This is a genomic window from Amycolatopsis sp. Hca4, assembly GCF_013364075.1.
GTDB lineage: Bacteria > Actinomycetota > Actinomycetes > Mycobacteriales > Pseudonocardiaceae > Amycolatopsis.
In genome coordinates, this window is record NZ_CP054925.1 from 1213746 (window position 1) to 1227719 (window position 13974).

Below are 13974 nucleotides of genomic sequence, written 5' to 3' on the forward strand. Positions count from 1 at the left end.
CAGCTTGGAGTAGTTCAGCAGGCAGAACACCCGGCTGTTCTCCGGGAGGGCGCAGGTTCGAATCCTGCCTCCAAGTCTCGTTCCACCAGGGGGAGTCCACATGGCACCGGAGGTGTCGCGCGGGTACGCCTACGGGCAGCTCGAACGCGCCCTGCGCACCGCTTCGTCCACACAGGACGCCGAAGTCCGCCGGCGCGCCGACGCCACGGCGGCGCGGTGGCGGGCGGTGCTCGCCGGGATGGCCGACGGGTCACTGGGCGTCGGCTCGCGGACGCCGGTCGCGGACACCCCGGTGTGGGTGACCCTCGAGGTCGCCCACGGCGGGTTCGCCACCGGCCGGTACCTCGCCGAGGTGCCGGTGCGCCCGGACGAACTCGCCGCCGTGCCCGCCGGCACGCCGGGCCGCACCGACCGGGAGCGCGTCAACCTCGGCCACCTCACCGACAGCGGGCTCGCCGCCCTGCGCACCGCACTGGCCACCGAGGCCTACCGGGTCGAGGTGCCGGAGGACGCGGCGCTGCCGGTGGCCGCCTGGCTGCTCGACCACGGGCACGCCGAGGCCGCCCTCGACCTCATCGCCGAGCTGCGGCCGCTCCTGCACCGGCTGCGGCTGGCCCCGCTCCCCGGCGCGGTCCCGCGGCCGTCCGGCGCGCTGGTGCGGCTGGCCACGGTCGGCGAGGTCCGCGAAACCCTGCGGTCGGCGAAGACCAAGCCCGCGATCGCGGCGATGCTGGAGACGCTGCGGGTGTGGCACCCGCTCTACGACCGGCTGGTGGCGCTCTGGGCGGAGACCGTCGAGGGCGAGCTGCCGCGGCTGACCGAAGCCGGCGTCACCGGCGGCTGGCCGTGCCGGACATGGCCCGAGGGCTGGGGTTCGCGGCGCGCGCAGTGGCTCGCGGACTACGCGACGGCGTGCGCGCGGCACCGGGCGTCGACGTCCCACCGGCAGCCGAAGAGCAACTTCGCCCGGCTGTACCGGGCGCTCACCCTGTGCCAGTTCGCGAGTGCGCGGCTCACCGGCCGGGACGTCGGCTGGATCCGCCGGGCACTGGCCAACACGATCACCCGGCACGGCGAGCCGGGTTCGGAGCGGCGGGCGGCCCTGCGGTCGGTGCAGGCGGCGGTGGCCGCGCGCCCGACGCACGCCGAGCTCGCGGCCGTCCTGGCCGGCCGCCTCGACGCCTACCCCGGCGACGGTGGCCTCCCGGCGCTCGACCCGGTCGTCGAGCCGGCGGACGCCGTGCCGCCGCACCTGGTCGCGAAGGTGACGCGGGCGCTCGAAGCGCCGGTCGAAGAGCTGGTCGAACGCGGGGTGATCACCTCGGGCGACGTCCTGGCGGTGGTGCTGCCGCAGCTCACCGCCCAGCTGATGGCGGCGAACCTCGAGGACGAGCGGCTGGCGGTGTTGTACGCGCAGACCTACGCCGCCTTCCGCCGTCGCCGGGGGTTGCTGCTGCTCGACCTCGAGCACCAGGTCCGGCTGGAGGAACTGCCCTGGATCCGGGCGCTGGAGCCGTTCCGCGCCCGGCGTCCGGACGTCGCCGGGGCCGCGCGGCAGACGCTGACGCAGACGGTGCTGCTGGCGCTCGGGGCCTTTCCGCAGGCGATCCTGCCGAACACGCTGCTGCGCGAGCTCGGCGCCCTGGCGAAGCAGGCCGGGGTGCCGATGCCGCTGCTGGAGGAACTGGCCGCCGACATCTTCGTGGGCACCTTCACGGAGAAGTGGCGCGCGGCGGCGGCGACGGCGAGCCGGGTCATGGCGGGCACGCTGTACGCGCGCTACTACGACCTCCCGGAGGGGTGACCGGCCCCGCCGCGCAGGCTGCTGCGACGCACGGCGGACGACTTCGCGGCGGCCTGCGAGGCCCGGGCGGGCCGACGGCGGCGGTCGGTGGCGGGCAACGGGATGGTGATCGAGCAGAGCCAGATCCTCACGACGCACAACCTCGCGGTGCCGGCGGAGACGCTGGACCTGCGGTCGCGCCTGGATCCCGGCCTGGCCGGCCGGGTGTTCACCTGGGTGGTGCGCCGCCTCGCGGGACAGCGGTCGTGGGACCGGCAGCTGCTCAAGAACATCGCGTACGCCTGGCGGCAGGCGATCTTCTTCCTGAGCTTCCGCGGCGAAGACGAGCAGCGCGCCGCGGTGGCGCAGCTGGGTGAGCTGGTGACGCAGGCGGGGCTGCAGCACCGGTTCGGCCCGGCGGTGACCGGCCTGGCGGCGGTGGTCGAGGGCGCGCGGTTTTCGCCGGACGGCACACTGCCGGACGGCTCGGGACGGCGGCTGCTCGGCTGGACGACCGGGCCGCACTGGTGCCGGTAACCCGCGCGCCGACGCGACCGGAAACCCGTTCCCACGAGTTTCCGGCAGAGGCTCGGACGCGGCCGGGAAACCAGCCCCGCCCCGGCAGCCGCTCAGGCGCGGCCGGGAAGCCAGCCCCGCCCCGGCAGCCGCTCGGGCGCGGCCGGAAACCCAGCCTCGCTCCTCGGCAGCCGCTCGGGCTCGGCCGAGCAATCCCGGCGTGACCGCAGCTTCGGCCGGGAGCAGCCTCGGCCCCTTCATGCCGCTTAGGCTCGGCTGAAAAACCTCGCCGTTTTCCGCCGGGCCGGGAGGCGCCCGGCCACCGCGTCCTCCAGCAGGGCGCCCACCGTCTCCCGGGCGCAGGCCTTGTTCGCGCCGATGCCGCCCGACGGGCCGCGCTTGATCCAGCCCGCCACGTACACCCCCGGCCGCCCGGACACGCGGCCCGCCGCGTTCGGCACGATCCCCGCCTCCTCGTCGAACGGCAGTCCCGGCACCGGCACCCCGCGGAACCCCGCCGCCCGGACCACGCGCCCCGCCGGGATCTCCACCGCACCCGACGGGCCCGACGTCACCACCGCGCGGACCTCCGTGTCGCCGCCGGACTCCAGCGGTGCCGAGTGGAACCGCAGCACGATCCGGCGGCCCTCCGGCGGCGGCACCGACCAGTCCACCCGCTCCCGCGGCACCCCCCGCAGCCACGCCGCCTTCTCCCCCGGCTCCGCGGCGTCGATGGCCGCCGGAACGCGCGGGTCGTGCGTGTCCACCACCAGGCCGCCGCGGGCCGCGAGGGCCAGGAGCTCCGGGCGCGTGTACGCCGCCGTCTCCGGGCCGCGGCGGGCCAGCAACACCACTTCGCGGACCTTGGCCGACCGCAGCCGCGCCAGTGCGTCCGGCGCGATCGGCGTCTCGGCGAGCTCGTCCGGGTCCGCCGTGAGGATGCGGGCGATGTCCAGGGCCACGTTGCCCGTGCCCACGACCACCACGCGCTCGGCCGACAGGTCGACCGCGTCCGGCTCGACGTCCGGGTGGCCGTTGTACCAGCCGACGACCGTCGCGGCCGGCAGGCTGCCGGGCAGGTCCTCGCCCGGGACGCCGAGGCGCCGGGCCTCCGTGGCGCCGACCGCGTAGATCACCGCGTCGTGCCGGTCGGCCAGCTCGGGACCGGCCGTGACGCCGAGCCGCAGGCGCAGCCGCGGGTGGTCGTGGAACCGCGCGAACGTCTCGCCGATCTTCTTCGTCGACGGGTGATCCGGCGCGACGCCGTAGCGGATCAGGCCGCCGGCCACGGGCAGGCGGTCGACGAGCGTCACCCGGGCGTTGGTGTGCAGCAGCAGGTCTTCGACCGCGTACATCCCCGCCGGGCCGGTGCCGACGACGGCGACGTCGAGCGGCGCGAAGTCGCTCGGCAGCACCCGCGCGAACGACGGCGGCGACCAGCGGTGGAAGTTCGGGGCCACCGAGACGTCGGCGAGGACGTCCCGGCCCGCGTAGTACTCGGCGTTGATCTGCTCGTAGGCCCGCAGCGGCCCGGTCAGGTCGCCGGCCGGGAAGATCGCGTCGACCGGGCAGGCGTCCGCGCAGGCGCCGCAGTCGATGCAGGTGGCCGGGTCGATGTAGAGCAGGTCCGTCGTCCCGAAGTCCGGCTCGTCCGGTGTCGGGTGGATGCAGTTGACCGGGCAGACCGACACGCAGGACGCGTCGGCGCAGCAGGTCTGGGTGATCGCGAAGGCCATCTCAGATCAGGCTCGCGCGCTTGTAGAACCACAGCGACGGCTTGGTGAGCAGGCCGGCCGAGTGCAGGAACTCCATCAGCCCGGCACAGCTGGAGCGCAGCATCGACTTGTGGTGCTCGTTGGCCTTCGCCTCGCGCCGCGCGCGCTTGCCATCCAGGCCCGCGTTCTCGTAGACCTTGGCGTTCACCATGCTCGTCACGATGAAGTACGACGCGATCGCGACGACCAGGCCGTTGACCTGCCGCCGCAGCCAGCCGGCGCCGCGCAGCCGCTCGCGGGTCTCCTCGCGGGCGAACTTCATGTGCCGCGACTCCTCCACGACGTGGATGTTGTTGATGGTCCGCACGAACGGGACCACGCGCTCGTCGCGCATCCAGTCGCGCTGCATGACGTCGAGGACCTCTTCGGCCACCAGGATCGCCGCGTACGCGGCTTCGCCGGTCGCGGTGGCCTTGAAGACGCGGCCCAGCTCGACGACGAACCGGCGCGGCCGGTAGGCGGGTGCCCGCAGCTTCGCCGCGCCGCGGGCGAACATGATCGAGTGACGGCACTCGTCGGCGATCTCGGTCAGCGCCCACTGGAACGCCGGGTCGGTGGGGTCCTTGGCGTAGAAGTCGCGCAGGACCATCTGCTGCAGGATCATTTCGAACCAGATCCCGGTGCTGGCCACCGACGCCGCCTCCTGGCGGGTCAGCTCGCGCTGCTGCTCCGGGGTCATGTCGTCCCAGTAGGAGGTGCCGTACAGCGTGCTCCACTCCGGGCTCGCGCCGTGGTAGCCCGTGTCGAGCGGCGTCTCCCAGTCGACCTCCTTGACGGGGTCGTAGGACAGCTGCTCCGACGAGTCGAGCAGCCGCCGCGCCACGGTCTCCCGGTCCGACACGCCCGATTCGCTGATGCTGGTCACGACCGACCTCCTCGTCAGGTGTTACCGAAGTTCACTGTTACCAACCGTAACACATACTCGGAAGCCCGTCGCGGGGCAATTGAGTGAACGACTGTACACTCGGATGGTGAACCCAGGACGCGCCACGGCAAAGCCGTTCGGCTCCGGCCTGCTCGGGCCGGTCGACGAGCACGCCACCCTGCTCCGCCGGCGCGTCCAGCGCCTGCTCACGGCCACTTTGATCGCCACCAACGTGATCGGTGCGCTGGTCGTCGTCGGCCTCGCGGCGCTGCTGATGCCGGCGCCGGGGATGTCCGGCGAACTCGTCCGCGTCACTGCGATCGCAGTACCCCTGTACGTCGTTTCGGCGGTCGTCGCCGGCACGCTGTGGGGCACGCGCGGCGCCCTCCGCACGCTGCACTGGGCGGCCGAAGGAAGGCAGCCGACCGACGCCGAACGCGCCGCGAGCCTGCGCGTCCCGTTGCGGCTGACGGCCGTGCAGGCCGTGCTGTGGGGCATCGCGACGCTGCTCTTCGGCGGGCTCGCGGCCCTCGTGCAGCCGGAGGTCGTGCTCACCGAGTTCCTCGTGGTCGCTTTCGCCGCGGTCGTCGTCTGCGCGATCGCCTACCTCTTCGGCGAGTTCGCGCTGCGGCCGTACGCGGCGCTGGCGCTGGCGGGCACCACACCGCCGCGTCCGGTCAACGGCGGCGTCAACCGGCGGATGCTGCTGTTCTGGTGCCTGGGTACCGGGGTGCCGGTGGCCGGGCTGGTCGTCACCGCGGTGCTGGCCTGGGTGCGCGGCGACGTCTCCACCACGAAGCTGGCCGTGTCGGTGATCGCGCTCGGGCTGGTCGTGCTGTGCTTCGGGCTGCTGGTCACCGTGTTCACCGCCCGCTCGGTGGTGGGCCCGATCTCGTCGGTGCGCGACGCGCTCGGCCGGGTGCGGGCCGGGGACTTCACCGCCCGGATCCCGGTCTACGACGACACCGAGCTGGGCCTGCTGCAGGCCGGCTTCAACGACATGACCGCCGGGCTGGCCGAACGCGAACAGCTGCGCGACCTGTTCGGCAGGCACGTCGGGCACGAGGTCGCGGTCGAGGCCATGCGCACCCCGTCCGGGCTGGGCGGCACGGTCCGGACGGTGTCGGTGCTGTTCGTGGACCTGGTCGGGTCGACGGCACTGGCCGCCAGCCGGCCGCCGGAGGAGGTCGTCGGCCTGCTCAACCGGTTCTTCGCGGTGGTGGTCGACGAGGTCGACCGGCACCACGGGCTGGTCAACAAGTTCGTCGGCGACGCCGCGCTGGCCGTGTTCGGCGCTCCCGCGCCGCTGGGCGACCACGCCACCTGCGCGCTGGCCGCCGGCCGCGCGATCGCCCGCCGGCTGGCCGCCGAGGTGCCGGACGGCCCGGCCGGCATCGGCGTGGCCACCGGCGACGCCGTGGCGGGGAACGTCGGCGACCCGCGCCGCTTCGAGTACACGGTGATCGGCGACCCGGTCAACGAAGCTGCGCGGCTGACCGAGCTGGCCAAGAACGCGCCCGGCCGCCTGCTCGCCTCGTGGACGGCCGTCGAGGCCGCGGCCGCGGACGAAGCCGCGCGCTGGACGGCGACCGAAGACGTCACCCTGCGCGGCCGCAGCCGGCCGACGACGCTCGCCTCGCCGCGGTCGAGCTGAGCGATCAGCGCCGCGGGTCGATGTGGACCTTCGGGCCCGCGCCGCCGGTCCGCTCCCCGGCGAGCACGGCGCCGACGTCACCGATGCCGACGGTCGCCGCGACGAGCGGCCGCGGATCGACGGCACCGCTCGCGTACGCGGCGATCGTCTCCGCCAAGCCGGGTGACGCGGACAGCACCCCGACCGCGGTGACGTCCTTCAGCACCAGCGCGCGCGTGTCGAGCCGGCTGGGTTCCCCGGACAGTCCGATGTAGACGACCCGGCCCGCGGGCTCCACCAGCTCCACGGCCAGCGCGGGTGAGCCGGCCGCGCCGGTCGCGTCGACGACCGCGTCGAACGGCAGGTCCGGCAGGGTCTCCCGGGTCCACGCGTGCGGGAAACCCAAGCCGCGGGCGAACTCGAGGGAGCCGACCCCCAGCAGGTGCACTTCGGCGCCCGCGGCGCGCAGGAACATCGCCGTGAGCAGCCCGATCGTCCCCGGGCCGAGCACGAGGGCCCGATCGCCCCCGCCGACCTCGGCCGCGCGGGCCGCGCGCAGGGCGTTGCCGCCCGGTTCGACCAGGGCGCCGAGCACGGCGTCCACCGCGTCGGGCAGGGCGTGCAGCGACCACGCGGGTACGGCGAGCTTTTCGGCCAGCGCGCCGGCCCGGCCGCCGCGGATGCCGACCTCCTGGCGACGTTCGCAGGTGTGCTGGTGGCCCCGGCGGCAGCGGCGGCACGTCCGGTCGCCGAGCATGGTGTCGCCCATGACCCGGCGGCCCAGCCAGGCCGGGTCCACGCCCTCCCCCACCGCGGTGACGGTGCCCGCCCACTCGTGGCCCAGCCGCATCGGGTAGGCCGAGTGCCCCTGGTGCAGGTAGGCCATCGCGCCGGTGAAGAACTCGACGTCGGTGCCGCAGACCCCGGCCCGTTCCACGTCGACGACGACCTCGCCCGCCACCGCCCGCGGCGCGGGGACTTCCTGCACCGAGTACTCCCGCGGACCGGTGAGCACGAAAGCCCGCATCGTCGACGCCATGGCCGCATCCTCGCACGCGGCCCGTTCGCGAACATTTGCTATTTTCTTGACAGATGTCCATCATCGACCGCGTGACCGACTGGACCACCGAAGCGCCCGCCAAGGACCGGCGGGTGCGCCGGTCGCGCGCGGCGTTGATGCGGGCCGCCGTCGAGCTCGTGTCCGAACGCGACTCCACCGCCGTCACCGTGTCCGAGATCGCGGAGGCCGCGGACGTCAGCCGCCAGGTGCTGTACCAGCAGTTCGGCGACCGGGACGCGCTGCTGCTGGAGGCCGCGCTCGACCTCGTCCGCCGGGAACTGCTCGGCGAGCGGGGCGGCCTCGCCGCCGCGTCCGACGAGCACGGCTCGGTGCTGGCGCTGGGCCGGCACTTCGCCGGTACCGGCGCTTCTACCGCGCGCTGCTGACCGGGGCGTCCGCGTACGCCCTCAACAAGGCGCTGACCGGCCTGTTCCTCCCGTTCAACCGCGAGAACCTCGGCCGCGCGCTCGGCGGCCGACCCGACGCCGATGCGGTCGCGGACCTGGCCACCTTCCTGACCGGCGGGGCCGGGGCGGTCGTCAACGCGTGGGTCGTCGACGGGCCGGACCCGCTCGACCCGGAAGAGTTCGCCGGACGGCTGCTGCGGATGCACTCGGTCGTCACCGCGATGATCACGAAGGAGGACGTCCGGTGATCAGCCGTCTCGTCGAACGCCTGCTGAAGCTGCCCGCGCCGGTCACCCGGCGCCTCGCCGTCCAGCGGGACCTGCGCGTCCCGATGCCCGACGGCGTCGCGCTGCTCGCCGACCGGTGGGCACCCCGCACCGGCGGGGACGGGCTGCCGCTCGCGCTGGTGCGCACGCCCTACGGCCGCCGGGGTGTGTTCGGGGCCCTCCTGGCGCGCCCGCTGGCCGAACGCGGGTTCCAGGTGCTGATCCAGAGCACCCGGGGCGGCTTCGGCTCCGGCGGCGTCTTCGACCCGCTGCGGCAGGAACGCGAAGACGGCCTCGCGACCCTGGACTGGGTGGTGGAGCAGCCGTGGTCCGGCGACGCGATCGTGCTCGTCGGCCCCAGCTACCTCGGGTACGTGCAGTGGGCGGTCGCCGATCGCCTGCCGCCGCAGGTGAAGGCGATGGTCCCGCAGGTCACCGAGTCCGGGCTGACGCTGGAGTTCCTGCGCGAGGACGGCCTTTCGCTCGAAACGCCGTTCGGGTGGGGCGTCCAGGTCGCGGTCCAGGAACGCCGGTTTTCGCTGCTCCGGCAGCGCAGCCAGGCGAAGAGGCTCGAGCGGGCGCTGCACACGCTGCCACTCGCTCAGGCCGACGTCGTCGCGATCGGCCACCGCTCCGACTACATCCAGGACATCCTCACCCACACCGAACACCACCCGCGCTGGGCGGAGGTCGACCACCGGCGCCGGGTCGCGGACGTCACGGTGCCGGTCAGCTCGGTCGCCGGCTGGTACGACATCTTCCTGCCCGGGCAGCTGCGCGACTTCCGCACGCTGCAGGAGCTGGGCAGGCGGCCGCGCCTGACGGTCGGGCCGTGGACCCACACCGGCAACCTGTTCGCCAGCACGGGCGAGACGCTCCGGGAAACGCTCGGGTTCGGGCTCGCGCACGCCCGCGGCGAGGAACCCCGGAGCGGGCGCCGGTCCGGTTGTTCGTCATGGGTGCGGAAGCCTGGCGGGACTTCGCGTCCTGGCCGCCGGAAGGCTATGCACCGCAACGGTTCCACCTGCAGGCGGGCGGGGTGCTGGCGCCGGGGGAACCCGGCGGGTCCGAGCCGGACCGCTACCGCTACGACCCGGCGGACCCGACCCCCGCGGCCGGCGGCGTGCGCATGGCCCCCGACGCGGGCCGGGTGGACAACGCCGCGCTCGAAGCGCGCGCCGACGTCCTCACCTACACCACGGCCGTGCTGGCCGAAGACGTCGAAGTGATCGGGGACGTCCACGCGGAGATCTGGTTCCGCTCCAGCCTGCCCTTCGCCGACGTGTTCGTCCGGCTCTGCGACGTCGGCCCGGACGGCCGTTCGGTCAACGTCTGCGACGGCCTCACCAGCCTGCGGACCGCGGACGAACTCGCCGCCGTCACGGTCCGGCTGTGGCCGACGGCGCACCGGTTCCGGCGCGGGCACCGCATCCGGGTGCAGGTTTCCAGCGGCGCTTTCCCGCGCTACGCCCGCAATCCCGGCACCGGGGAACCCCACGCCACCGCCGTCACGCTGCGCGCGGCGGACCAGGAGGTGCACCACGACCCCGCGCACGCGTCGGCGATCGTGCTTCCCGTGCGTGATTCACGGAAATGACGGCCATACCGCGAAAACACGGCGAAGTGGATTGAAAAAGAATTCCCGGCGACGCGCCGAGAATCGTGTAACGCGCCTCCCGGGTGCGCGACTAACGCGATGTTTCCGGCTCGCTCGCGGGGAGGCATCGTGGACGTCAACACGGACCGGCAGTCCGAACAGGAGCAGGCCGCGGCCGCGCGGGCCGCGGACCGCACCGGCGAGCGGCAGGCCAAGATCGCGTTGCTGCGCAAGCCCGGCGGCATCGCCGAGGCCGACGAGCCGAGCCGGGTGGCGACCCGGATCGACCGGCTCGGCCGCTACTACCCCGACATCCGGCCGGTGAGCCCGGCGGCGATCGCGGCGGGCGACCCGGCGGCGATGACGGCCGCGGGCGCGATCCTCGAACGCATCGTCCTCACCGACGACCTGCTCGGGGTCGGCTACCTCGAAGGCGGCGTCACGGCTTCGGGCGCCGTCGGCCGGGTGAACATCCGCAACGCCCAGGGCAGGCTGATCGGCTACGGCACGGGATCGCTGGTGTCACCGGAACTGCTGCTCACCAACCACCACGTGCTGCCGGACGCGGAGACCGCCGGGTTCAGCGTCGTCGAGTTCGACTACCAGGACGGCGTGGACGGCCTGCCCCGGCCGGTGCGGGCGTTCCCGCTCGACCCGGACCGCTTCTTCGCCGCCGACCAAGGGCTCGATTTCGCGCTCGTCGCGGTGAAAGCGGCCGATGGCGAACTGCGCCCCTTCGGCTTCAACCGGCTGATCGGCAGCGAGGGCAAGGCGATCGTCGGCGACTTCGTCACCATCGTGCAGCACCCCGGCGGCGGCAAGAAGCAGGTCGCGCTGCGGGAAAACCGGGTCGTCGACGTCCTCGACGACTTCCTGCACTACGAAACCGACACCGAACCCGGGTCGTCCGGGTCGCCGGTGTTCAACGACCAGTGGGAGGTCGTGGCGCTGCACCACGCCAGCGTCCCGGCGGCGGGCCACGCGGAGTACGGCGGGTTCCTCAACGAAGGCATCCGGGTCAGCAAGCTGCTGAAGTTCCTGCGGGGGCAGTCGTTCCCGCCGGCGCAGCAGGCACTGCTCGACGGGCTGGCCACCCGCCCGGAACGCGCGCTGCCGGCCGCGGCCAACGGTTCTGCGCCGGTGCTGACGCTGTCGATGCCGTTCGACATCCGGCTGCGCGCCGAACCGCTGAGCGGGCGGATCGACCCGGACTACTCGAACCGCGAAGGGTACGACCCGGCCTTCCTGCCCGGGCACACCGTCCCGCTGCCCGGCCTGTCGGAGACGCTGCTCCCGCTGGCGGCGGTCAACCGCCAGGCCACCGGCGAGCCGCGGTACGTCCTGCCGTACCACCACTTCAGCGTCGTCATGCACCGGGAGCGGCGGCTGGCGATGTTCACCATGGTCAACATCGACGGGCGCACCAGCCGGGCGCTGCGGCGCGAAGCCGACCACTGGTCCCTCGACCCGCGCGTGGCCGTGACCGAGCAGATCGGCGAGGAGATCTACCGCGACAACCCGCTGGACCGCGGGCACCTGGTCCGCCGGCTCGACCCGGCGTGGGGCGCGACCGAGGCGGTCGCGCAGCTCGGCAACGACGACACGTTCCACTTCACGAACTGCTCGCCGCAGCACAAGGACTTCAACCAGAACAAGACCACGTGGGCCGGGCTCGAGGACTACGTGCTGAACAACGCGGCCAACTTCGGCCTCAAGGTGAGTGTGGTGACCGGCCCGGTGCTGGCCGCGGACGACGACCACTACCGCGGTGTCCAGCTGCCCCGCCAGTTCTGGAAGGTGGTCGCGATGGTGAAGACGGACGGCACCCTCTCGGCGACGGCGTACCTGCTGAGCCAGGAAGAGCTCATCCACGGCCTGGAAGCGGCGACCGAGTTCGACTACGGCGCCTACCGCACGTACCAGGTGCCGGTCCGCCGGATCGCCGAGCTGACCGGCCTGTCGTTCGGTGAGCTCGAAGCTGCCGACCCGCTGGCCGGCCTGGAGTCCACGAGCCAGGCCCAGGAGATCCGCACGGCGGCGGACCTGGTGCTCTAGCTCGTCCGTCCACTGAGGATTTCGAACGCGTGGCGGCGGTGCTCGGCGAAGAGCACGAGCGCCGTCTCGCGCTCCCCGGTGCGCAGGGCCGCGACGAGTTCGCGGTGCTCCGCGGGGATGCCCGCCAGGTAGCCCTCGGTGGCCAGGCCGATCCGGGTGAGCAGGAACAGGTGCACCTGCGAGCGGATCGCCTGCCAGGCCTCGAGCAGCCGGCGGTGCCCGGCGGCGGCGTACACCGCGTCGTGGAACTCGAGGTCGCACCGGACCATTTCGTGCTCGTCGAGCGCGCGGTCCATCCGGCTGACCACCGCGTCGAGCGCGGCCAGTGCTTCTTCACCCGCGTGCTCGACGACCCGCTCGACGGCGAGGTGCTCGAGGGCGGCCCGCAGGCTGTCCAGCTCGGCGACGTCCTCCTCGGACAGCGAGGTGACGGTGGTGCCGCGATGCCACTCGCCGCGGACGAGACCTTCGCGCTCCAGCCTCAGCAGCGCCTCCCTTACCGGGCCGCGGCTGACGCCCAGCGCTTCCGCCAGCTCGACTTCGCGCAGCTGGCGGCCGGGGGCGTAGACACCGCCGAAGATCGCCTCCCGGATACGGTCCGCGACCTCGTCGGCCAGCCCGCGGCGCCGGGCGGGAACCAGCGAACCACTCATGTCGCAATGTTAACATTCAGACATGACTCCCTCCCTCCCCCGGTTCCACCTGGCGATGCCGGTCGACGACCTGGCCGCGGCCCGGCGGTTCTACGGCGAAGTCCTCGGCCTCGAGCAGGGCCGCAGCGCGGACACCTGGGTCGACTGGAACCTGCACGGCCACCAGTTCGTCACGCACCTCGCGCCGGCCGGGCCGCAGCGGGTGCACAACCCGGTCGACGGCCACGACGTGCCGGTGCCGCACTTCGGTCTGATCCTCACGATCCCGCAGTTCCAGGCCCTGGCCGAGCGCCTGCGGGCCGCGGAGGCGGAGTTCGTGATCGAGCCGTACGTCCGCTTCGCCGGCCAGACCGGCGAGCAGTGGACGATGTTCCTGCTCGACCCGGCGGGCAACGCCCTGGAGTTCAAGGCCTTCGCCGACGATTCCCAGGTGTTCGCGGCCTGACCGACCACCCGATCGGGCCGACCGGCGGTCACGGACACCACACCCCCGCTCACTTTGGGTACCCGGGAGTCGCGGAGCGTGCCTGACCCCGGGAGAACTGATGGAACCAGCCGACGACGAGCCGGACGCCGTGCTGCTCGCCGCCCTGCGGGCCGGTGACCTCGACGCGGCCGGGCGGCTCTTCCGGCGGCACCTCGAGCCGCTGCGGCGGACGGCCGGGGCCTGGGCGCGGCAGCCCGCCGAGCGGGACGACCTGGTGGCCGAGACGTTCGCCAGGGTGTTCACGATCGTGCGGGCCGGTGGCGGGCCGCAGGACGAGCTGCGACCCTACCTCGTCGTGACGCTGCGCAACCTGGTGGCGCGGTGGAGCCGCCAGCGCAGCCGGGTGGAGCTGTGGGCCACCGTCCCCGAAGCGGCCGCCGGTGGCGCCGACGAACTCGCGCTGCACCGCTCCAACGCGCGGCTGGTGTGGTCGGCCTACTGCACGCTGCCCGGCCGCTGGCGGACGGTGCTCTGGCGCACGGAGGCCGAGGGCGGCACACCGACGGAGGTGGCACCGTCGCTCGGGCTCTCGCCGAACAGCGTCTCGGCGCTGGCGATGCGGGCCCGTGAAGGGCTGCGGCAGGCCTACCTGCAGGTCCAGGTGCCGGAGGCGGAGGACCCGGGCTGCCGCGAACCCCGCCGCCGCATGGGCGCCTGGATCCGCGGCGCCCTGTCACCGCGCCGGGCGGCGATCGTGGCCGAGCACGTGGCCGGCTGCCCGTCCTGCCGGCTGGTCACCCGCGGCCTGGTGGAGGCGAACCGCGAGCTACCCGGCTCGGCGGCCCGGCTCACCGGCTGATCCGGAGGTCGGGGCGCCGAGGAGCACTCCACGCACCGGCCGCGCGACCGGCTCGCCGGACACCGGCCGCAGTCCCGC

General features: G+C 73.7%; 10 protein-coding genes, 1 tRNA gene and 2 pseudogenes. 9 read left to right on the plus strand and 4 right to left on the minus strand.

Features of this window, described 5'->3' with window-relative positions:
• Nucleotides 1-3: 3 nt before the first annotated feature.
• From HUT10_RS05190 to HUT10_RS50510, 3 genes are all read left to right on the plus strand, one after another.
• Nucleotides 4-76: transfer RNA gene (locus HUT10_RS05190), tRNA-Asn, on the plus strand.
• 24 nt (nucleotides 77-100) lie between these two features.
• The gene (locus HUT10_RS05195) at nucleotides 101-1804 is read left to right on the plus strand and encodes a hypothetical protein (RefSeq protein WP_254896689.1); all 1704 of its coding nucleotides are present in this window, start codon (nucleotides 101-103) and stop codon (nucleotides 1802-1804) included.
• 87 nt (nucleotides 1805-1891) lie between these two features.
• Nucleotides 1892-2320 carry a hypothetical protein gene (locus HUT10_RS50510; protein ID WP_254896690.1) on the plus strand — a complete coding sequence of 143 codons (429 nt, stop codon included), beginning with the start codon at nucleotides 1892-1894 and terminating at the stop codon, nucleotides 2318-2320.
• Nucleotides 2321-2565: 245 nt separating this feature from the next.
• Here HUT10_RS50510 and HUT10_RS05200 read toward each other — a convergent pair whose 3' ends face one another.
• Both HUT10_RS05200 and HUT10_RS05205 read right to left on the minus strand, forming a co-directional pair.
• Nucleotides 2566-4035: an FAD-dependent oxidoreductase gene (locus HUT10_RS05200; RefSeq protein WP_176170118.1), complete on the minus strand. Its 1470-nt coding sequence runs from the start codon at nucleotides 4033-4035 to the stop codon at nucleotides 2566-2568.
• 1 nt (nucleotide 4036) lies between these two features.
• Complete coding sequence (locus HUT10_RS05205) at nucleotides 4037-4939, minus strand: diiron oxygenase (protein ID WP_176170119.1); 903 nt, start codon at nucleotides 4937-4939, stop codon at nucleotides 4037-4039.
• A 106-nt stretch (nucleotides 4940-5045) separates the two neighbouring features.
• On the opposite strand from HUT10_RS05205, the gene HUT10_RS05210 reads away from it, so the two are divergent.
• On the plus strand, nucleotides 5046-6593 hold the full coding sequence (locus HUT10_RS05210; protein ID WP_254896691.1) for an adenylate/guanylate cyclase domain-containing protein: 1548 nt from the start codon (nucleotides 5046-5048) through the stop codon (nucleotides 6591-6593).
• A gap of 4 nt (nucleotides 6594-6597) precedes the next feature.
• Here HUT10_RS05210 and HUT10_RS05215 read toward each other — a convergent pair whose 3' ends face one another.
• On the minus strand, nucleotides 6598-7611 hold the full coding sequence (locus tag HUT10_RS05215; RefSeq protein WP_176170121.1) for a zinc-binding dehydrogenase: 1014 nt from the start codon (nucleotides 7609-7611) through the stop codon (nucleotides 6598-6600).
• Between the two features lie 53 nt (nucleotides 7612-7664).
• Between HUT10_RS05215 and HUT10_RS05220 the strand changes: the two are divergent.
• From HUT10_RS05220 to HUT10_RS05230, 3 genes and pseudogenes are all read left to right on the plus strand, one after another.
• Nucleotides 7665-8287, plus strand: a pseudogene (locus tag HUT10_RS05220) (TetR/AcrR family transcriptional regulator).
• Nucleotides 8284-9902 (plus strand): annotated as a pseudogene (locus tag HUT10_RS05225) (CocE/NonD family hydrolase). Before HUT10_RS05220 ends, HUT10_RS05225 begins: the two co-directional pseudogenes overlap by 4 nt.
• 129 nt (nucleotides 9903-10031) lie before the next feature.
• Nucleotides 10032-11957: a DNA/RNA non-specific endonuclease gene (locus HUT10_RS05230; protein ID WP_176170122.1), complete on the plus strand. Its 1926-nt coding sequence runs from the start codon at nucleotides 10032-10034 to the stop codon at nucleotides 11955-11957.
• On the opposite strand, the gene HUT10_RS05235 is transcribed toward HUT10_RS05230, so the two are convergent.
• A complete protein-coding gene (locus HUT10_RS05235) occupies nucleotides 11954-12610 on the minus strand; it encodes a GntR family transcriptional regulator (RefSeq protein ID WP_176170123.1) in 657 nt (218 codons plus the stop codon). The genes HUT10_RS05230 and HUT10_RS05235 overlap by 4 nt on opposite strands.
• Nucleotides 12611-12632: 22 nt before the next feature.
• On the opposite strand from HUT10_RS05235, the gene HUT10_RS05240 reads away from it, so the two are divergent.
• Nucleotides 12633-13055, plus strand: coding sequence for a VOC family protein (locus HUT10_RS05240; RefSeq protein WP_176170124.1), 423 nt, complete (start codon nucleotides 12633-12635; stop codon nucleotides 13053-13055).
• A gap of 100 nt (nucleotides 13056-13155) precedes the next feature.
• The gene (locus HUT10_RS05245) at nucleotides 13156-13896 is read left to right on the plus strand and encodes a sigma-70 family RNA polymerase sigma factor (RefSeq protein ID WP_176170125.1); all 741 of its coding nucleotides are present in this window, start codon (nucleotides 13156-13158) and stop codon (nucleotides 13894-13896) included.
• The last annotated feature ends 78 nt before the right edge of the window (nucleotides 13897-13974 follow it).

Coding starts and splice junctions, on each gene's coding strand:
- HUT10_RS05195 (WP_254896689.1), top strand. CDS start 101: ATGGCACCGGAGGTGTCGCGCGGGTACGCCTACGGGCAGCTCGAACGC.
- HUT10_RS05200 (WP_176170118.1), bottom strand. CDS start 4,035: ATGGCCTTCGCGATCACCCAGACCTGCTGCGCCGACGCGTCCTGCGTG.
- HUT10_RS05215 (WP_176170121.1), bottom strand. CDS start 7,611: ATGGCGTCGACGATGCGGGCTTTCGTGCTCACCGGTCCGCGGGAGTAC.
- HUT10_RS05235 (WP_176170123.1), bottom strand. CDS start 12,610: ATGAGTGGTTCGCTGGTTCCCGCCCGGCGCCGCGGGCTGGCCGACGAG.
- HUT10_RS05240 (WP_176170124.1), top strand. CDS start 12,633: ATGACTCCCTCCCTCCCCCGGTTCCACCTGGCGATGCCGGTCGACGAC.
- HUT10_RS05245 (WP_176170125.1), top strand. CDS start 13,156: ATGGAACCAGCCGACGACGAGCCGGACGCCGTGCTGCTCGCCGCCCTG.